This window comes from Myroides phaeus (assembly GCF_900099675.1).
Taxonomy (GTDB): Bacteria; Bacteroidota; Bacteroidia; order Flavobacteriales; family Flavobacteriaceae; genus Flavobacterium; species Flavobacterium phaeum.
The window spans coordinates 84,047-102,614 of sequence record NZ_FNDQ01000009.1; the positions used below are offsets into that span (position 1 = coordinate 84,047).

The 18,568-nt window shown below is 33.8% G+C and carries 19 protein-coding genes; 16 read left to right on the forward strand and 3 right to left on the reverse strand.

What is annotated here, in order from left to right; genetic code table 11:
• Positions 1-13: 13 nt before the first annotated feature.
• The 16 genes from BLT46_RS06375 to trpA all read left to right on the forward strand — a co-directional run bounded on the left by BLT46_RS06375 (position 14) and on the right by trpA (position 15,949).
• Positions 14-1,039, forward strand: coding sequence for an NADH-quinone oxidoreductase subunit G (locus tag BLT46_RS06375; protein WP_090407916.1), 1,026 nt, complete (start codon positions 14-16; stop codon positions 1,037-1,039).
• 12 nt (positions 1,040-1,051) lie between these two features.
• Positions 1,052-2,086: an NADH-quinone oxidoreductase subunit NuoH gene (nuoH, locus tag BLT46_RS06380; protein ID WP_090407919.1), complete on the forward strand. Its 1,035-nt coding sequence runs from the start codon at positions 1,052-1,054 to the stop codon at positions 2,084-2,086.
• 2 nt (positions 2,087-2,088) lie between these two features.
• A complete protein-coding gene (locus BLT46_RS06385; protein ID WP_090407922.1) occupies positions 2,089-2,634 on the forward strand; it encodes a NuoI/complex I 23 kDa subunit family protein in 546 nt (181 codons plus the stop codon).
• A gap of 2 nt (positions 2,635-2,636) precedes the next feature.
• Positions 2,637-3,152 carry an NADH-quinone oxidoreductase subunit J family protein gene (locus BLT46_RS06390; RefSeq protein ID WP_090407925.1) on the forward strand — a complete coding sequence of 172 codons (516 nt, stop codon included), beginning with the start codon at positions 2,637-2,639 and terminating at the stop codon, positions 3,150-3,152.
• Positions 3,153-3,154: 2 nt separating this feature from the next.
• On the forward strand, positions 3,155-3,475 hold the full coding sequence (nuoK, locus tag BLT46_RS06395; RefSeq protein ID WP_006257701.1) for an NADH-quinone oxidoreductase subunit NuoK: 321 nt from the start codon (positions 3,155-3,157) through the stop codon (positions 3,473-3,475).
• Between the two features lie 6 nt (positions 3,476-3,481).
• Positions 3,482-5,368, forward strand: a complete 1,887-nt coding sequence (gene nuoL / locus BLT46_RS06400; protein ID WP_090407927.1) for an NADH-quinone oxidoreductase subunit L — start codon at positions 3,482-3,484, stop codon at positions 5,366-5,368.
• Positions 5,369-5,377: 9 nt separating this feature from the next.
• A complete protein-coding gene (locus BLT46_RS06405; RefSeq protein ID WP_090407929.1) occupies positions 5,378-6,811 on the forward strand; it encodes a complex I subunit 4 family protein in 1,434 nt (477 codons plus the stop codon).
• 45 nt (positions 6,812-6,856) lie between these two features.
• Positions 6,857-8,230 (forward strand): NADH-quinone oxidoreductase subunit N, encoded by a 1,374-nt coding sequence (locus BLT46_RS06410; RefSeq protein ID WP_090407932.1) that lies wholly within the window; start codon positions 6,857-6,859, stop codon positions 8,228-8,230.
• A gap of 207 nt (positions 8,231-8,437) precedes the next feature.
• Positions 8,438-9,376 (forward strand): carbohydrate kinase family protein, encoded by a 939-nt coding sequence (locus tag BLT46_RS06415; protein ID WP_090407935.1) that lies wholly within the window; start codon positions 8,438-8,440, stop codon positions 9,374-9,376.
• Between the two features lie 274 nt (positions 9,377-9,650).
• Positions 9,651-11,036, forward strand: a complete 1,386-nt coding sequence (locus BLT46_RS06420; RefSeq protein ID WP_090407940.1) for an anthranilate synthase component I family protein — start codon at positions 9,651-9,653, stop codon at positions 11,034-11,036.
• Between the two features lie 2 nt (positions 11,037-11,038).
• Entirely contained in the window at positions 11,039-11,602 is a 564-nt protein-coding gene (locus BLT46_RS06425) for an anthranilate synthase component II (protein ID WP_090407943.1), read from the forward strand.
• Between the two features lie 3 nt (positions 11,603-11,605).
• On the forward strand, positions 11,606-12,595 hold the full coding sequence (trpD, locus tag BLT46_RS06430; RefSeq protein WP_090407946.1) for an anthranilate phosphoribosyltransferase: 990 nt from the start codon (positions 11,606-11,608) through the stop codon (positions 12,593-12,595).
• Positions 12,592-13,380, forward strand: coding sequence for an indole-3-glycerol phosphate synthase TrpC (gene trpC / locus BLT46_RS06435; protein WP_090407950.1), 789 nt, complete (start codon positions 12,592-12,594; stop codon positions 13,378-13,380). Before trpD ends, trpC begins: the two co-directional genes overlap by 4 nt.
• Positions 13,377-14,009: a phosphoribosylanthranilate isomerase gene (locus tag BLT46_RS06440; protein WP_090407953.1), complete on the forward strand. Its 633-nt coding sequence runs from the start codon at positions 13,377-13,379 to the stop codon at positions 14,007-14,009. Before trpC ends, BLT46_RS06440 begins: the two co-directional genes overlap by 4 nt.
• Positions 13,996-15,186, forward strand: coding sequence for a tryptophan synthase subunit beta (gene trpB, locus BLT46_RS06445; protein ID WP_090407956.1), 1,191 nt, complete (start codon positions 13,996-13,998; stop codon positions 15,184-15,186). The genes BLT46_RS06440 and trpB overlap by 14 nt, the downstream gene beginning before the upstream one ends.
• Positions 15,176-15,949 (forward strand): tryptophan synthase subunit alpha, encoded by a 774-nt coding sequence (gene trpA, locus BLT46_RS06450; protein WP_090407959.1) that lies wholly within the window; start codon positions 15,176-15,178, stop codon positions 15,947-15,949. Before trpB ends, trpA begins: the two co-directional genes overlap by 11 nt.
• Positions 15,950-16,014: 65 nt before the next feature.
• Here the strand turns inward: trpA and BLT46_RS06455 are convergent, their stop codons facing one another.
• The 3 genes from BLT46_RS06455 to BLT46_RS06465 are packed head-to-tail and all read right to left on the reverse strand — an operon-like array spanning position 16,015 to position 18,511.
• Positions 16,015-16,146 carry a FeoB-associated Cys-rich membrane protein gene (locus BLT46_RS06455; RefSeq protein WP_090407961.1) on the reverse strand — a complete coding sequence of 44 codons (132 nt, stop codon included), beginning with the start codon at positions 16,144-16,146 and terminating at the stop codon, positions 16,015-16,017.
• Between the two features lie 6 nt (positions 16,147-16,152).
• Positions 16,153-18,252: a ferrous iron transport protein B gene (feoB, locus tag BLT46_RS06460; protein WP_090407967.1), complete on the reverse strand. Its 2,100-nt coding sequence runs from the start codon at positions 18,250-18,252 to the stop codon at positions 16,153-16,155.
• Positions 18,253-18,280: 28 nt separating this feature from the next.
• Entirely contained in the window at positions 18,281-18,511 is a 231-nt protein-coding gene (locus tag BLT46_RS06465; protein WP_090407970.1) for a FeoA family protein, read from the reverse strand.
• Positions 18,512-18,568: the final 57 nt, after the last annotated feature.

Below are 18,568 nucleotides of genomic sequence, written 5' to 3' on the forward strand. Positions count from 1 at the left end.
AAAAGCACAGTTTATGAAAGTTACTATAGACGGACATGAAATAGAAGTAGAACCAGGAACATCTATTCTACAAGCAGCAAGAATGATTGGAGGAGAATCAGTACCTCCTGCAATGTGCTATTATTCAAAATTAGAAGGAACAGGTGGTAAATGCCGTGCGTGTTTAGTTGAAGTTTCTAAAGGTAGTGAAGCTGACCCACGTCCTATGCCTAAACTAATGGCTTCTTGTAAAACAGGAGTTATGGATGGTATGGAAGTGAAAAGTATTACTTCACCTCGCGTTTTAGAAGCACGTAAAGCAGTTACTGAGTTCTTATTAATAAATCACCCTTTAGATTGTCCAGTTTGTGACCAAGCAGGAGAATGTGATCTTCAAAACTTAGCCTTTAACCACGGTAAAGAGCAAAAAAGGTTTAAAGAAGAAAAAAGAACTTTTGCCCCAGAGAACATTGGAGATAATATCCAACTTCACATGAACCGTTGTATCTTATGTTATCGTTGTGTAAAAACAGCTGAACAACTGACAGATAAACGTGTACACGGTGTATGTGGACGTGGTGATCACGCACAAATATCAACTTATATTTCAGCAGCAATTGACAATGAATTCTCTGGAAATATGATTGACGTTTGTCCTGTAGGAGCACTTACAGATAAAACATTCCGCTTTAAATCACGTGTTTGGTTTAACAAACCATACAATGCACATAGAAATTGTCCTACTTGTTCAGGAAAAACAACACTTTGGATGTTCGGTGATGAAATACAAAGGGTAACTGCTCGTAAGGACCAATACCACGAAGTTGAAGAGTTTATCTGTAATGAATGTCGTTTTGATCATAAAGATCCTAAAGATTGGGTAATTGAAGGTCCTCGTAAATTCGAAAAGTCTTCAGTTATTAATCAAAATAACTACACTCAGAAGTTAGACAAAGTTGTAATGAAAACTGAAAAACAGATCTTAGAAGGTCGTGATCAAGACCGCCAAAAGATTAGTATGAAAGCTATTCCTTACACAGAAAAAGAATCTAAAGAATAAATTGGCATAAGGATGGATAAAACTATTATTATAGACAAAGCGGTTATCATTGTTGTAGTATTTGCTGTTACAATGCTTATGGCTATGTATGCTACACTTGCAGAACGTAAGATTGCAGCATGGATACAAGATCGTTTAGGACCGAACCGTGCAGGTAAAGGAGGTTTATTACAACCCTTAGCAGATGGTTTAAAACTTTTTGCTAAAGAAGAATATGAACCAAATACACCTAATAAATTCCTATTCAAATTTGGACCTTTCTTAGCAATGACTTTAGCACTTATGACAAGTGCGGTTATTCCATGGGGAGACAAATTCCATTTATTTGGAAGAGATATTATATTACAAGCAGCAGATATCAATGTTGGTTTATTATACATCTTAGCTGTACTATCAGTAGGGGTATATGGAATTATGATTGGTGCTTGGGCTTCTAATAATAAATATTCATTAATGAGTGGTATTCGTGCTGCATCTCAAATGATTTCGTATGAAATTGCAATGGGGTTGTCTCTAATCGGACTACTTTTAATGACTCAAACATTAAGTTTAAGAGAAATAGCTTTACAGCAATCTGGTATGAATTGGAATGTATTCTATCAGCCAGTAGGTTTCTTAATTTTCTTGATTTGTTCTTTTGCAGAAACAAACCGTGCTCCTTTCGATTTAGCAGAATGTGAGCAAGAGTTAATTGGTGGTTTCCACACAGAATACTCTTCAATGAAAATGGGATTCTATTTATTTGCTGAATATGCCAACTTATTTATATCTGCAACAATTATTTCTGTTCTATACTTCGGAGCTTATAACTACCCTGGAATGTCATGGGTTGTAGAAAACTGGGGTGTGAATATCGGAAATACATTAGGTATAATAGCGCTATTTATCAAATTGTGTTTCTTCATTTTTGTTTTCATGTGGGTACGTTGGACTTTACCACGTTTCCGTTATGACCAATTAATGAACTTAGGATGGAAATCTTTAATTCCTCTTGCACTATTAAACTTAGTTATTACAGCTATTGTTATACTACTTATAAAAAACTAAACATGTCATCAAACAATTATTCATTATCAGGAAGAAAAAAGACTGTTTCTAATAAGAAACTGACTTGGACAGAGCGTATCTATCTTGTAGCGATTTTTAAAGGAATGATGGTTACCTTGAAACACATGTTTAAGAAAAAGGTAACAATTGCCTATCCTGAACAAACAAGACCTTTTAGTCCTGTATATAGAGGAAGACACACTTTAATGCGTGACGAAGAAGGAAGAGAGCGTTGTACAGCTTGTGGTCTTTGTGCTCTATCATGTCCAGCTGAAGCTATCTCAATGAAAGCAGCAGAGAGAAAACCAGAAGAAGCGCATTTATATCGCGAAGAGAAATATGCTGAGATTTACGAAATCAATATGTTGCGTTGTATTTTCTGTGGTTTATGTGAAGAAGCTTGTCCTAAACAAGCTATCTATTTAACTAAATCACAACAAATTACAAAAGCAGATATTAATAGAGAAAATTTCATATTTGGAAAAGATAAATTAGTTATGCCTTTGGATGTAGCTAAAGAGAACACTAAAAACATGAAACAAGCTTAATTATGGTAGAAATTTTATTTTATATTCTTTCGACTATAACACTCGGAAGTGCAGCTTTAACCTTATTGAGCAAGAACCCTATTCATAGTGCACTATGGTTAGTGGTAAGTTTCTTCTCAATAGCAGGTCACTATATCCTTTTGAATTCACAATTCTTAGGTATGGTACACATTATGGTTTACTCTGGAGCAATCATGATCTTGATGCTTTTTACTATAATGTTAATGAACTTAAATATTAGCCATGAAGTAGCAAAACCTTTTGTAACAAAATTAATTGCTACAATAGCTTTCTGTTTCATTGGAATTCTATTACTTTCTATAACAATGAGAGGTGCTCAAACTTATGAATTGCAATATGCAGCTCATGGAGAAGATTTCCAGTCAGTTCAAGTTTTAGGAAAAGTTCTTTTAAACGAATATGTAATGCCTTTTGAAATGGTTGCCGTACTATTATTATTAGCTATGATTGGTGCAGTTCTAATTTCTAAAAAGGATAAAACCGAAAAAGCAGCTTAATTATGGAAAATGTAATTGAAATCATCGGTATTGACAGATACATATACTTATCGATCATCTTATTTTGTATCGGAGTATTTGGAATTCTATATAGACGTAACGCAATTGTGATGTTTATGTGTATTGAAATAATGTTGAACTCTGCTAATATGCTATTAGTTGCTTTCTCAACATATCACCAAGATGCACAAGGACAAGTATTCGTATTCTTTACTATGGCAGTAGCAGCAGCAGAAGTTGCAGTCGGACTTGCCATTCTGGTAACGATTTACAGAAATATTGGATCAATTGATATTGATAAATTAAAAAACTTAAAAGGGTAATTCCGCATGGACACAAACGTAATTTTACTTTTATTATTAGTCCCTTTATTAGGGTCTTTAATTAATATTTTCTACGGAAAAAAGTTAGGTAATAGTGCTGGAGTTATAGCAACCTTTGCAGTTTTAATTTCATTCATTGTTACAGTAATAGCTTTTGTACAAGTTAATAGTACGAAAACACCTATTCAAGTAGATTTATTTGAGTGGATCGCAGTAGCTAAATTCAAAATATCTTTTGGATTCTTATTGGATCAACTTTCTCTACTTTGGTTATTATTCGTTACTGGTATTGGTACATTAATACACTGGTATTCGACAAGCTATATGAAAGGTGACGAAAACTATGGTAAGTTCTTTGGATACCTAAACTTATTTATCTTCTTTATGATTGTTTTAGTAGGTGGTAGTAACCTATTGATTACTTTCATTGGCTGGGAAGGTGTAGGTTTATGCTCTTACTTACTAATTGGATTCTGGCACAAAAACCAATCGTATAATGATGCAGCTAAAAAGGCTTTTATCATGAACCGTATTGGAGACTTAGGTTTCTTGGTTGGGGTATTTATCTTAGCATTTTTATTCCAGTCTTTAGACTATATGACTATCAAAGAAGCTCTTTCTACAGGAACAAATCACCAAATTAACACTTGGATTGGTTTTGCAGCTTTAGCTTTATTTATTGGAGCAGTTGGGAAAAGTGCTCAGTTACCATTATACACATGGTTACCTGATGCAATGGCTGGTCCTACTCCTGTTTCTGCTTTAATACACGCAGCAACAATGGTAACAGCAGGTATCTTCTTAATTACGAGATTAAACTTTGTTTTTGACCTTGCTCCTCAAGTACAAAATATAATTGCAATTATTGGAGCCTTTACTGCTCTTTTTGCTGCAACAATTGGTTTAGTACAAAATGACATTAAAAAAGTATTAGCATATTCTACTGTTTCTCAGTTAGGATTAATGTTTATGGCTATCGGTTTTGGAGCTTATGAAATCGCAGTTTTCCACGTAATAACTCACGCTTTCTTTAAAGCTTGTTTATTCTTAGGATCTGGTTCTGTTATACACGCAATGGGCGGAGAACAAGATATGCGTAAAATGGGTGGTCTAAACAAATTTATGAAAGCGACTTATGTTACTTTCTTATTAGCTACACTTGCTATATCAGGTTTCCCATTATTCTCAGGATTCTTCTCAAAAGACGAAATCTTGATGACTGCATTCTTCAATAACCCAACTTTATATGTAATAGGTTCGATTGCATCAATTATGACTGCTTTCTATATGTTCCGCCTATTGTTCTTAACTTTCTTTAAAAACTTCAGAGGTACACAAGAACAAAAGAATCACTTACACGAAAGTCCTGCCTCTATGACTATTCCATTGTGGATTTTAGGAGGTTTATCTGTAATTGGTGGTGTAATTAGTTTACCTGGAAATAGCTGGTTAAACGAATACTTAAAACCAGTCATTGTAAACACGGCTACTAAACATCCTCATGCTTTAGGAACAACTGAATATATTTTAATGGCTGTTGCTACAATTGGTTTCTTAATCGGTTTAGGAATTGCTTATAGCAAATACATTAAAAACAATGAAGTTCCTCAAGAAGACGAAGAAATTGTTGGATTCCACAAAGTTCTTTACAACAAATATTACATTGATGAAATCTATCAAAAACTATTTGTAAAGCCTATTTATGTACTTGCAACTTTCTTTAGAGATGTAGTAGAAGTAGCTTTATCTGGAACTATTTTTGGATTAGGAAAAATAGCAGATGGTTTATCGTTACAAGGTAAAAAAGCACAAAATGGTAACATCGGATTGTACTTATTTGCTTTCGTATTCGGAATCTGTTTGATTTTATATTATTTATTCATTGCAAGATAACTTAGAGAGATGAACGTAACTATATTATTATTAACGTTATTAGTTGGTGCCTTTGCAACCTATTTATCAGGAAAACAGGCCGCTGCTAAAGTAGCTTTGTTATTTGGACTTGTTGCTTTTGTAGAAACTTTAGTCTTAATCTGTTTACATAATTCTGGTACAGACACAGGATTTGTAACGCAATGGATGGTAAACCCAAACATTCATTTAGCATTCCGTGCAGATGGATTAGGATTAGCCTTAGTATTACTTACTACGGCACTAACACCATTGATCATCTTAACATCTTTTGGTGATCATATTGAAAAATCAAATGCTTTTTATGCCTTAGTGATGTTTATGTCATTTGCTATGACAGGAACATTCTTAGCATCAGATGGTTTCTTATATTATATCTTCTGGGAATTAGCATTATTACCAATTTACTTCATTGCTTTACTTTGGGGTAATGACACATTTGAAGCTCGTAAAAAAGCAATTTTAAAATTCTTTATTTACACATTTGCAGGTTCATTGTTTATGCTTGTAGGTTTTATTTACTTATACCAAAAAGCTGGAAGTTTTATGCTTTTAGACTTGTATAATGTAAACTTAACAGCTAAAGAACAATACTGGATATTCTTGGCTTTCTTCTTAGCTTACGCTATTAAGATTCCAGTTTTTCCTTTCCATACTTGGCAGGCTTCAACTTACGAAAAAGCACCAACAGTTGGTACTATGTTACTTGCTGGTATAATGCTTAAAATGGGATTATACTCAATAATTCGTTGGCAATTACCTATTACTTCAACTGCAGCAAAAGACTTAATGCCTACAATCTTAGTATTATGTCTTATCGGAGTAGTTTATGGATCAATAGTAGCTTTGAAACAATCAAACATCAAAAGATTCTTTGCTTACTCTTCATTAGCTCACGTTGGACTAATTGCAGCAGGTTCATACTCATTAACACTTGATGGTTTAAGAGGATCTGTTCTACAAATGATTGCTCACGGTTTTGTAATTGTTGGATTATTCTATGTCGCTGATATCATTTACAAACGTTATGAAACAAGAATGATTGGTGAAATGGGTGGTATCCGTCAACAGGCACCTAAATTTGCTTCATTCTTTATGATATTAATGTTTGCTTCTATTGGTTTACCTGGTACATTCAGTTTCATTGGAGAATTCAGCTTACTTTATGGTTTATCTCAAGTAAACTTATGGTATGCAATTATAGGAGGAACAACAATCATTTTAGGAGCTTTTTACATGTTGAGAATGTTCCAAAAATCAATGTTAGGAGAAACTAATACTAAAACTTTCTTAGACGTAACCACAAAAGAGTCTATTGTTCTTGGTCTTTTAGTAGTAGCTATAATTTTCTTTGGTATTTATCCAAAACCATTATCAGATTTAATCACACCAAGTTTGGTTGAAATAATATCATATATTAAGTAATAAGAAGTCAGTTTATCTGATGTATATAATTCCAAAATATAACAAATGAACACATTAATAGCAATTGGAGTATTAGCGGTCTTAGTACTTGTAGCAGAGATAATCAATTTGCGTAAAATTGTCATTCCTATGACGATTGTTGGTTTATTGGGAATCTTAGTTTACACACTATGTAACATAGATGTGGTTGAAGCATATTATAATAATATGTTTGTTTCTACTAAATTCTCTACCGCATTTTCATCTTTATTCATTGCCCTAACTGTATTTTTAGTTGGGATGAGTAAAGACTTTTATAAAAAAGAATATTCAAAAATAGCAGACTATATTTCTCTGAAACTTTTCTTATTAATGGGAGCCATTTGTATGGTAAGTTTTGGAAATATGGCAATGTTTTTCTTAGGATTAGAAATTCTTTCTATCACTCTTTACATCCTGTGTGGAACAGAGATTAAAAACATTAAGAGTAATGAAGCTGCAATGAAGTACTTCCTTTTAGGTTCGTTTGCTTCAGGTGTTGTGTTATTTGGTATCGCTTTAGTTTATGGAGCAACAGGTTCTTTTGACCTTGTACAAATAACAAAAACAGCATCAACAAGCTCTTTGCCTATTTGGTATCCATTAGGAGTAATAATGATTATCATTGGTATGTTATTCAAAATAGCTGCTGTTCCTTTCCACTTCTGGGCACCAGACGTATATCAAGGAGCACCAAGTTTAACAACTGCAATGATGAGTACTTTAGTTAAAGTAGCTGCTGTAGCAACTTTATACAAATTAAGCTTAGCATTATTTAGTCATATGCCTGAGTACTTTACTGGAGTAATTGTAGTAATTGCAATCTTAACTATGACAGTTGGAAATATTATGGCAATCAGACAAGACAATATGAAGCGTCTTTTAGCATATTCTGGTATTTCTCATGCCGGTTTTATGATGATGGCTCTAACAGCTCTTGGATCTGCTACATCTAACTTATTCTACTATGCATCAGCTTATGCTATTGCAGGTATCGCAGCGTTCTCTGTTTTAATCATTGTTACTAAAAATAAAGACAACGAATTAATTTCTAACTTTTATGGATTAGGAAGAAGAAACCCTCTTTTAGCTGTAGTACTTTCAATTGGTTTATTATCAATGGGAGGTATTCCAATCTTTGCAGGTTTCTTTGGTAAATTCTTCTTGTTCTCTCAAGCGATTTCTAATGGTTACATTGCATTAGTAATCTTTGGGGTAATCAACTCTTTTATCAGTATTTATTATTACTTAAAAGTGATTATAGCTATGTTCTCTAACTATGAAGAAAACACAGACGAATTAGACGTTCCGCTTTCTTACAAAGTAATTGGAGTAACTGCTGTTGCAATTAATATTATTATTGGATTATGTCCTTCTTTATTACTTAATTTATTTAATTAAGAAGTACACCAAATCTTATATAAAAAGCTCTACTTAAAACTAAGTAGAGCTTTTTATATGTAGTATCACTTCTTCTATATTACAAACAAAATAAGAAACTAATCTTTACAAAACCTTAAACATTACTACGCCTTACAAAAGAAATGTAAAGATTTTGTATCTTAGTGTAGATGGGGCAGAATATTTCTCCCCTAAAAAAATTAGACTATGACAGATATCAGTGCAAAACCTTCCGTTGTTTGTTTTGGAGAAGTACTTTGGGACATCTTCCCTACCTATAAAAGAATTGGAGGAGCTCCTCTAAATGTAGCTTTTCATTTACATAAATTCAATATTGATTCACACATCATTACAAAGATTGGCCAAGACGAATTAGGTAGTAAAATTCTTGACAGAATTACAAATGATGGAATACCGACTGCTACTGTACAAGTTGATCCTAATCACCAAACAGGAACTGTCTTTGCAACATTTGACGACAACAATGATGCGTCTTACGAGTTTTTAGATCAAGGAGCCTGGGATTATATTGATTTCAAACAAAGTGATTATGATTTAGTAGCAAAATCAGATGCTTTTGTTTTTGGAACATTAGCAAGTAGAAAAGAACATACAAGAAACACACTTCATCAATTGTTAGAGGCTGCAAAATATAAAGTCTATGATGTAAATTTCAGACCTCCACATTATAATTTGGATTTTGTAACAGAATTAATGAAAAAATCCGACTTATTAAAGATGAATAAGGCTGAATTAAAAGAGATACTTGAATATATTGGTAAAGCATACACAACAGAAGAAGAAGCTGTTAAATACATCCAAGATTACTTTAAATGCAATGAAATTATAGTGTCTAAAGGAAGTAAAGGAGGCATCTACCAAAGCAATGATATTTTCTATCGCTTCCCAGCAGTTGAGATTGTAATCAAAGATACTGTAGGTAGTGGTGATTCTTTCTTAGCAGGCTTTTTAGCTGAAAAAATCAAGAAAAGTAATGACCTTGAAGTTATTAAAAAAGCATCTTCTTTAGGAGCTTACATAACCTCACACGCAGGGGCTTGTCCGCCATATAGATTAGAAGACTTTCACCTCTTCTATGAAGAAAATACATTTCACGATCAAGATATAATACAAGTAAAACTTTAAAAATTAATCAATTAGTATCATAAAAAAGAAAAATATTATTTGTTATCTAATTCTTTTTTTATACTTTAGCATTAACATTTAAAAGAAAATGAATACACAATTCTTAAATACTAATTGGTGGTGGCTTACTCAATCCGACAAAGGGTTTAGTTGGCTATGCTGTGTATTTAAGTAATCTACTCCAAAAAAAGTATATTATTCTTATATATATAAAGGCTCACTGTTAACCCAGTGGGCCTTTTTTTTTGCTTTTTTATAACTCAACATTTATCATATGAATATCACAACACATTATCAGAAACTTCTGGGAGATACCTATACCCCAGTAGAACTTTATCTAAAGTTAAGAGACAAATTTCCTAATAGTCTTCTATTAGAAAGCTCTGACTATAACAGCAAAGAAAACAGCTATTCTTATATCTGTTTAACCCCCCTTGCGTCTATTTGTGTAGAAAAACAATTTACACATATTAACTTAATTGACATTAGTAAGCAGTTTCCTACTAATTCAATTGATATAATTCAGGAATTAAACTCTTTTACACAATCAATTAACCTTAAAAAACCTACTGAACTAAGCTTTATCAATAACGGTCTATTCGGTTATACTTCATATAACAGTATTCCTTTATTACAAGAAATAACAATTGATTCTAACGATTTTGAATTGCCTTTAATGCAATATGCTTTCTATAAAAATCTAATTGTATTCAATCACTTCAAAAATGAATTATACCTCATCGATCACACTATTGAAGAGGAAGAAAACAACATAGAACAACTTAAGAGTCTTATAAACAACAACGCTATTTCTTCTTTTCCTTTCCAAACAAAAGGAGAAGAAAAAACAATGCTTTCAGATGATGAATTTCTATCTACCATCAAAAAAGGAAAAGAACATTGCCAAAATGGTGATGTCTTTCAATTAGTCTTATCACGTAAGTTTAACCAAGAATTTCAAGGTGATGAATTCAATGTGTATAGAACACTTCGATCAATCAACCCCTCTCCTTACCTATTTTTCTTTGACTATGGTGATTTCAAGATATTTGGTTCTTCGCCTGAAGCACAACTGGTCATCAAAGAGAACAAAGCTTACATACATCCAATTGCAGGTACATTTCAACGAAGTGGCGACCCTATAGACGATAAACATATTGCTGAACAATTATTAAATGACCCTAAAGAATCTGCAGAACACGTTATGTTAGTAGACCTTGCGAGAAATGACCTCAGCAAAAACAGTGAGATTGTCCAAGTAGAAAAATTTAAACAAGTAGAATATTACTCTCACGTAATACACCTTGTCTCAAAAGTTAGTGGAACTCTTGCTAATAGTGCTAATCCCATACAAATATTTGCAGATACATTCCCTGCAGGTACACTATCAGGAGCACCTAAACACAAGGCAATGCAACTAATCAATCAATATGAACCTGAAAGTAGAGGCTTCTATGGAGGGGCTGTCGGAATTATTGGATTAGACGGAACACTAAACCAAGCCATTTTCATCCGCTCTGTATTAAGCCACAATAATCACCTTACCTACCAAGCAGGCTGTGGTATAGTCATACAATCAAATGAGAACTTAGAACTACAAGAAATAGACAATAAACTTAGAGCAGTTAGGTCTGCTATTCAACAAGCAGAAAACATATAATTATGAAAATAATAGTTATTGACAATTACGACTCCTTTGTTTATAACATCGTATATGCCCTAAAAGAATTAGGAGCACAACAAGTAGATGTTATTAAAAATGACAAAGTTGAGCTAAAAGACCTTGCTAAATATGATAAAATAGTTATCTCTCCGGGACCAGGAATACCAGTTAATGCTGGTCAAGTAATGAATATTCTAAAAGAATACAGCACTACTAAAAGCATCTTTGGAGTCTGTTTAGGCCATCAAGCTATAGGCGAGTTCTTTAAACACAAGCTAAAACAACTAAATAACCCTTTACACGGCATTCAAGGACAACTACAAATCACACAAGAAGATTACTTGTTAAAAGATATTCCCAACTATACTAAAATTGGTCATTATCACTCGTGGGTTATTGATGAAAAAGACAACTCTGAACTCGATGTTATTGCTTATGATACAAATGGAAACATTATGGCAATCAAACATAAACATTACGATATAAGAGGTGTACAGTTTCACCCAGAATCAATACTAACCGAAAACGGAATACAACTATTAGCTAATTGGATAAAAAATTAAACTATGAAAGAGTTACTTAACAAACTGATACAACATAAAACCCTGACCACAGATGAGGCTAAACAAGTACTACTTGATATGGCAACAGGAGAATATAGCGAACCTCAGCTATCTGCTATTTTAACAACCTACTTAATGCGCTCTATTACTTTAGAAGAACTTACAGGGTTTAGAGAAGCAATGTTACAATTAGCAACTAAGGTAGATTTATCTCAATTCAACCCTATGGATGTTTGTGGTACGGGAGGTGATGGAAAAAACACATTCAATATATCTACCCTAACTTCTTTTGTACTTGCAGGAAACAATATTCCTGTTGCTAAACACGGAAATTACGGAGTATCTTCTGTTTCTGGTTCTTCAAGTGTTCTTGAAAACTTAGGTATTCACTTTAGAAAAACAGAAGCAGAATTGCAAAACCAATTAGCAGAAGCTAACATTTGCTTTATTCACGCCCCCTTGTTTCACCCTGCAATGAAGAGAATTGCTCCTGTGAGAAAATCACTTGGTGTAAAAACCTTTTTCAATATGCTTGGTCCTCTTACAAATCCGGCAGAGCCCAAAGTCCAAATGGTTGGTTTATTCAATCTTGAACTATTGCGTATGTATCAATATTTCTTTCAAAAATCCGACACCCAATATTGCATTATCCACGCCTTAGATGGATATGACGAATGTACACTGACAGACAAATGTAAAATCGTAACAAATACCAAAGAGCAAATAATAGACGCTTCATATTTCAATCAACCTAAAGTCAGTCAAACGGATATCATTGGAGGGAATACTGTTGAAGAATCTGCTTATATCTTTTGGCAAATCCTAAAAGGAAAAGGAACAAATGCACAAAATAGCGTTGTCCTTGCTAATAGTGCTTTAGCAATTAAAACCTATCATCCATCACTAACTATCGAAGAGGCATATAACCAAGCTGAAGAGTCTCTTTTAGGAGGTAATGCAAAAAAGAAATTTGAAATATTGAGAAACTTATGAAACTGATATTAGAGAAAATAAGACGACATAAAGAACAGGAAGTTGCTTACAAAAAATTAAAACAACCTGTAGAAACCTTACAGACAAAGGAACTGTATAACAGACAGTGTACTTCTTTAAAACAAGCGATAATAGCATCAAAAGGCAAAGGGATTATTGCCGAATTCAAAAGACAATCGCCAAGTAAAGGAAATATACATCCTAATGCAGATGTTACGGCCATTGTCCAAGGATATACACAAGAAGGAGCTGCTGCTTTGTCTGTTCTTTTTGACCAACAATTTTTTGGTGCTAAAACAGATGATTTTCTGAAAGCAAGAAAGGCAACAAACCTTCCTCTTTTACAAAAGGAATTTATTGTTGACGAATATCAACTGGAGGAAGCGAAAGCAATTGGAGCTGATGCCATTTTACTAATTGCAAAACTCCACCCTTTAGACAGAATAGTTCAACTCACAGATTATGCACACAAACTTGGTTTAGAAGTACTATTAGAAACACACACAGAAGAGGAAGTTCGTTTATATAGTCATACAAACTTTGACTTAATAGGTATAAACAACAGAAACCTAAACACCTTTGACGTTGACATTGAAAATAGCATTCTATTAGCTTCGTACTTGCCTACTAATGCTGTAAAAATTGCAGAAAGTGGAATATACTCTGCTAACACCATAAAGGAGCTACAACAAGCCGGTTTTGCAGGATATCTTATAGGAGAATATTTTATGAAAGAACACAATCCGCCTGAAATATTAAAACAATTACAAACGGAACTACTATGAAAATAAAGATTTGCGGAATGAAAACTCCTAAAAATATCCAAGAAATAGTTTCATTAAACCCTGATTTAATAGGATTTATCTTTTATAAAAAATCACGTCGGTATATAGATAAATCTACTTTGCAAAGTAGCATTCAAAAGATACCTGCCCCGATAAAGAAAGTAGGTGTGTTTGTCAATGAAACCAATGATGTAATACAAGCTATAGCACAGCAATACGCTTTAGATATTATCCAATTACACGGAGAAGAATCAATTGCCCAATGCCAAGCACTACACGAAAAGGGATTTAATATCATAAAAGCATTCCCCATTCAAGACAAAATAGACATAAAAATACTTGAAACATACATCCCCTATTGCTCGGCTTTTTTATTTGACACGAAAACATCACAGTATGGAGGAAGTGGACAAGCGTTTAATTGGAACATTCTGCAAAACTATACATTAGATAAACCTTTCTACCTCAGCGGAGGAATAGGGTTATCTAATATTACACAAGCATTAAAACTTAAACACCCTGCTTTAATAGGCTTTGATTGCAATAGCCAATTAGAAGATGAAGCAGGACTAAAAAATTACAATCACACAAAACAACTTATAAATACTATTAGAAATGAACACATTTAACCCTACATCAGATGGCTACTACGGAGAATTTGGAGGTGCCTTCATTCCTGAAATGTTGCACGCCAATGTAGCAGAACTACAAGCAAAATACTTAGATATACTTGAAGATAGCAGCTTCCAACAAGAAATGCAGTCCCTCCTAAAAGATTATGTTGGAAGGCCAACCCCGCTGTTCTATTCTGAAAACTTATCAAAACAATACAAAGCTAAGATCTATCTAAAAAGAGAAGATTTAAACCATACAGGGGCTCATAAAATCAATAACACTATAGGACAAGTATTATTAGCTAAACGCCTAAACAAAAAAAGAATCATCGCAGAAACAGGTGCAGGACAACACGGTGTTGCCACTGCCACTACTTGTGCTTTATTAGGTTTAGAGTGCACTGTATTTATGGGAGCAATAGACATCGAAAGACAAAAGCCAAATGTTGAAAGAATGAAAATGCTTGGAGCTACTGTAGTTCCAGCAAATAGTGGTAGTAAAACACTAAAAGATGCTACAAACGAGGCTATCAGAGAATGGATAAACAATCCTACCGATACGCATTATGTAATTGGTTCTGTCGTTGGTCCACACCCTTATCCTGATATGGTAGCTAAATTCCAATCTATTATTAGTAAAGAAATTCAAGAGCAACTATTAGAAAAAGAAAACACAGCAAAACCGGATTATGTAATTGCTTGCGTTGGAGGTGGTAGTAATGCTATGGGAGCTTTCTATCACTTTATAGATAATAATCATACAAAGTTAATTGCTGTTGAAGCAGCCGGAAAAGGAATACAAACGGATAAAACAGCCGCTACAATCGCATTAGGCAAAAAAGGTATTATCCACGGTAGTAAAACCTATCTTATACAAACAGAAGATGGTCAGATAATAGAACCCTATTCTATATCAGCTGGATTAGACTACCCTGGTATTGGTCCTGCTCACGCTTATCTTAATGACACAAATAAAATAATGGTAGGCAGCATCACTGATGATGAGGCTATAAAAGCGGCTTTTCATTTAACCAGAACAGATGGAATTATACCTGCTTTAGAATCGGCTCACGCTTTAGCTTACTTAGAAAAACTAAACTTAAAAGAAAACGACATTGTCATTGTCAACTTATCTGGAAGAGGAGATAAAGATATGCTAACCTATCAAAAATATTTTACCAATGAAAAATAGAATTACAACAACATTCCAACAAAAAAATAAAAATATACTTTCAATCTTTTTTACTGCCGGTTATCCTAACCTAAACGACACACTTTCTATTGTAGAAAACTTAGAAAAAGCAGGAGTAGATATGATTGAAATAGGCATCCCTTTTTCGGATCCCCTTGCCGACGGTCCTGTTATACAAGAAAGTAGTGAGAAAGCCCTTAAAAACGGTATGAGCCTAACTCTTTTGTTTGACCAGCTAACAACACTTAGAAAAAATACAACCATTCCAATTGTATTGATGGGATACCTAAACCCTATCCTACAATACGGCGAAGAAAACTTTGTCAAAAAATGTGCTGAAGTCGGTATTGATGGTTTCATTATCCCAGATTTACCTCTGGATTACTACAAGCAACATCTCAAAGCTTACTGCCAACAATACGGCATCTTAAACATTATGTTGATAAATAATGAAACAGCAGAAGAGCGAATCAAAATGATTGACCAAGAAACAAATGGTTTTATCTATATGGTCTCTTCAAACAGTATAACTGGGGCAAATAAAAACCTGGAAAAACAAACAGATTATTTCCAACGCATTCAAAACCTACAATTAACCAATCCACGATTAGTTGGTTTCGGAATCCACAATGCTGCAACCTTTCAAACCGTTTGCGAATATAGTCAGGGTGCTATTGTCGGTTCTGCTTTTGTCAAGCATATAGAACACAATGGTATTTCACTACCCGCTATACAAGAATTTGTAAACAGCCTAAAACACTAAAAGCGAAAGCCATCTATTTTAGATGGCTTTCGCTTTTTATATATAAATAGTAAACTATATCTCTGTTAAGAGCAACCGCAACTTCCGTTACCACAAGATCCATTCTTGCCTCCCTTATTCTTCCAAAAACTCTTTTTGATAAAATACCCTAAAGCAATAATAACAATCGCATAGGCTATTACTTCTTGGTAGTCCATATTAGTTTATTTTAAAAGTTGATACACTACTAATGCAACAACATAAGCAAACACAGTCATAAACACGACTTGGAATATAGTCCATTTCCAAGACTTTGTTTCTCTTCTGGTAATTGCAACTGTCGAAGCACATTGCATTGCAAATGCATAAAAGAACATCAATGAAAGTCCACTTGCTAAAGTAAATACCTTCTCTCCTGTATCTGGCCAAACCTCAGCCTCCATACGAGCCTTGATTGTTTCTTCTTCTTCACCACTTGATCCCACGTTGTAGATAGTAGCCAATGTTGCCACAAATACTTCACGAGCTACAAATGATGTAATCACTGCAATACCAATTTTCCAATCATACCCTAATGGTTTAATAACAGGTTCAATTGCTTTACCAACAATTCCGATGTATGAATTTTCTAATCTATATCCCGCTACAAAATCATCCATTTCTTCAGCTGTTACAACCTCTCCTTTGTATCTTTCAGCAATAATTTCTTCTGCATTTTCAAAGTTATTTCCAGGTCCATGAGCACCTAAAAACCAAATAATAATTGACAAGAAAAAGATAATCTTACCTGCTCCAACAACGAAAGCTTTAGTCTTTTCATACATTGTAGCAACTACGTTTTTCAATATAGGTGCACGGTAGCTTGGCATCTCAATCACAAAATATGACTTGTGTTTTACGTCAATAAAGTGTTTCAATACCCACGCACCAATCAATGCAGAGAAGAATCCAATTAAATAGAAAAACGTCAGCGTTAACGCCTGCATTCCAAATATACCAATACGAGTATCAGGAATAACCAATGAAATCAAGATGATATAAACTGGAATACGAGCAGAACAAGTAGTAAACGGAGTTACTAAAATTGTCAACAAGCGCTCTTTTGGATTTTCAATATTACGAGCAGACATAATTGCTGGAATCGCACAAGCATTACCTGAGATTAATGGAACAACTGATTTACCACTTAATCCAAAAGGACGCATTAAACGGTCCATTAAAAACACTACTCTACTCATATAACCCGTCTCTTCAAGAATTGAGATGAACATAAATAAAATAGCAATTTGAGGAATGAATGGCATAATACCACCAATACCTGGAACAATACCATCCGCTATTAAGTCAGTTAGTTTTCCTGGTGTCATTACCTCGTGTACCCAAGTTGTCAATGACGCAAATTGATCTTCAATCCAATCCATCGGAATACTTGACCACTCAAATATCGCTTGGAAAACTAATAACATAATTGCAAAGAAGATTACGTAACCCCAAACGCGATGCGTTAAAATACGGTCAACCTTACTTCTAATATCTGTTGCCTTAGAAGAGTCCTTTACATAAGTCTCTTTTAAAACATCATTTATAAATTGATAACGCTTAATCGTTTTCTTATGTTGTAAACGCTTAACCTCATCTTCAGACAGCTTAACTCCCTTAGATTCAATTTCCTTTTTACCTATTCCTCCAATTGTAACCTCTTGCGAGTAAATCATCCATAATTTATACACAGATAAATTAGAGAACGTAAGTGCTAAGCGACCAAAAAACTCCGAATCTACACCCGTAGCGTTCATACACGGTTTTATCGAAAGCTCTTTATAACCTAAAATAGCTTGTTTTATTTCTTGAATACCTAATTTCTTCTTAGCACTCGCTAAAACAATCTTAGTTTTCAACTTTTCTTCTAACTCAGCTACAGCAAGAGTAATCCCCTTCTCTTCCATTCGGTCAGCCATATTCACAACCAATACCGTTGGAATACCTAACTCTTTCACTTGCGTAAATAAAAGTAGATTACGTTTTAAGTTCTCGATATCTACAACAACTACAGCAACATCTGGATAATCTTCATTAGTAGGATCGAACAACAAATCTAAAACGATGCGTTCGTCCAATGAGCTGGCATTGATACTATACGTACCTGGTAAATCTACAATTGTAGCATTTGTGTGTTCATCAAGTTTTGACACACCTGTTTTCTTATCAACAGTAATTCCTGGATAATTCCCTATTTTATGATTAAGTCCAGTTAAAGCATTAAATACTGAGGTTTTCCCTACGTTAGGATTACCTATTAGGGCAACTTTAATATTTTTTTTCATCAACTAATGTAATAATATATTGTACTAATTAACCCTCTACTTCTACAAGTATTTCACGAGCTAATTCTTTACGAATAGATAAATGTGTGTCATTTATACACAAATAAATCGGATCTCCTAATGGGGCTACTTCTAACAACACTACTTCATTGCCAGGTAAACATCCCATCTCTAATAATTTCAAAGGAACCTTATGCATATCAAACTCTGCAATTACTCCTCTTTCGTTTCTTTTTAACAAGTCTAAAGTTGTACTCACTTTATTTAGATTTAATTCACATTACAAAGCTAAGTATAAAAAAAGATAATAGTAGCA

Bases quoted from the DNA above. Each gene is read 5' to 3' on its own strand.
- trpC (WP_090407950.1), top strand. From the start codon at position 12,592: ATGAAACTGATATTAGAGAAAATAAGACGACATAAAGAACAGGAAGTT.
- BLT46_RS06390 (WP_090407925.1), top strand. From the start codon at position 2,637: ATGGTAGAAATTTTATTTTATATTCTTTCGACTATAACACTCGGAAGT.
- BLT46_RS06415 (WP_090407935.1), top strand. From the start codon at position 8,438: ATGACAGATATCAGTGCAAAACCTTCCGTTGTTTGTTTTGGAGAAGTA.
- trpB (WP_090407956.1), top strand. From the start codon at position 13,996: ATGAACACATTTAACCCTACATCAGATGGCTACTACGGAGAATTTGGA.
- trpA (WP_090407959.1), top strand. From the start codon at position 15,176: ATGAAAAATAGAATTACAACAACATTCCAACAAAAAAATAAAAATATA.
- BLT46_RS06425 (WP_090407943.1), top strand. From the start codon at position 11,039: ATGAAAATAATAGTTATTGACAATTACGACTCCTTTGTTTATAACATC.
- nuoL (WP_090407927.1), top strand. From the start codon at position 3,482: ATGGACACAAACGTAATTTTACTTTTATTATTAGTCCCTTTATTAGGG.
- BLT46_RS06410 (WP_090407932.1), top strand. From the start codon at position 6,857: ATGAACACATTAATAGCAATTGGAGTATTAGCGGTCTTAGTACTTGTA.
- BLT46_RS06440 (WP_090407953.1), top strand. From the start codon at position 13,377: ATGAAAATAAAGATTTGCGGAATGAAAACTCCTAAAAATATCCAAGAA.
- feoB (WP_090407967.1), bottom strand. From the start codon at position 18,252: ATGAAAAAAAATATTAAAGTTGCCCTAATAGGTAATCCTAACGTAGGG.
- BLT46_RS06405 (WP_090407929.1), top strand. From the start codon at position 5,378: ATGAACGTAACTATATTATTATTAACGTTATTAGTTGGTGCCTTTGCA.
- BLT46_RS06385 (WP_090407922.1), top strand. From the start codon at position 2,089: ATGTCATCAAACAATTATTCATTATCAGGAAGAAAAAAGACTGTTTCT.
- BLT46_RS06420 (WP_090407940.1), top strand. From the start codon at position 9,651: ATGAATATCACAACACATTATCAGAAACTTCTGGGAGATACCTATACC.
- trpD (WP_090407946.1), top strand. From the start codon at position 11,606: ATGAAAGAGTTACTTAACAAACTGATACAACATAAAACCCTGACCACA.
- nuoK (WP_006257701.1), top strand. From the start codon at position 3,155: ATGGAAAATGTAATTGAAATCATCGGTATTGACAGATACATATACTTA.
- BLT46_RS06375 (WP_090407916.1), top strand. From the start codon at position 14: ATGAAAGTTACTATAGACGGACATGAAATAGAAGTAGAACCAGGAACA.
- BLT46_RS06455 (WP_090407961.1), bottom strand. From the start codon at position 16,146: ATGGACTACCAAGAAGTAATAGCCTATGCGATTGTTATTATTGCTTTA.
- nuoH (WP_090407919.1), top strand. From the start codon at position 1,052: ATGGATAAAACTATTATTATAGACAAAGCGGTTATCATTGTTGTAGTA.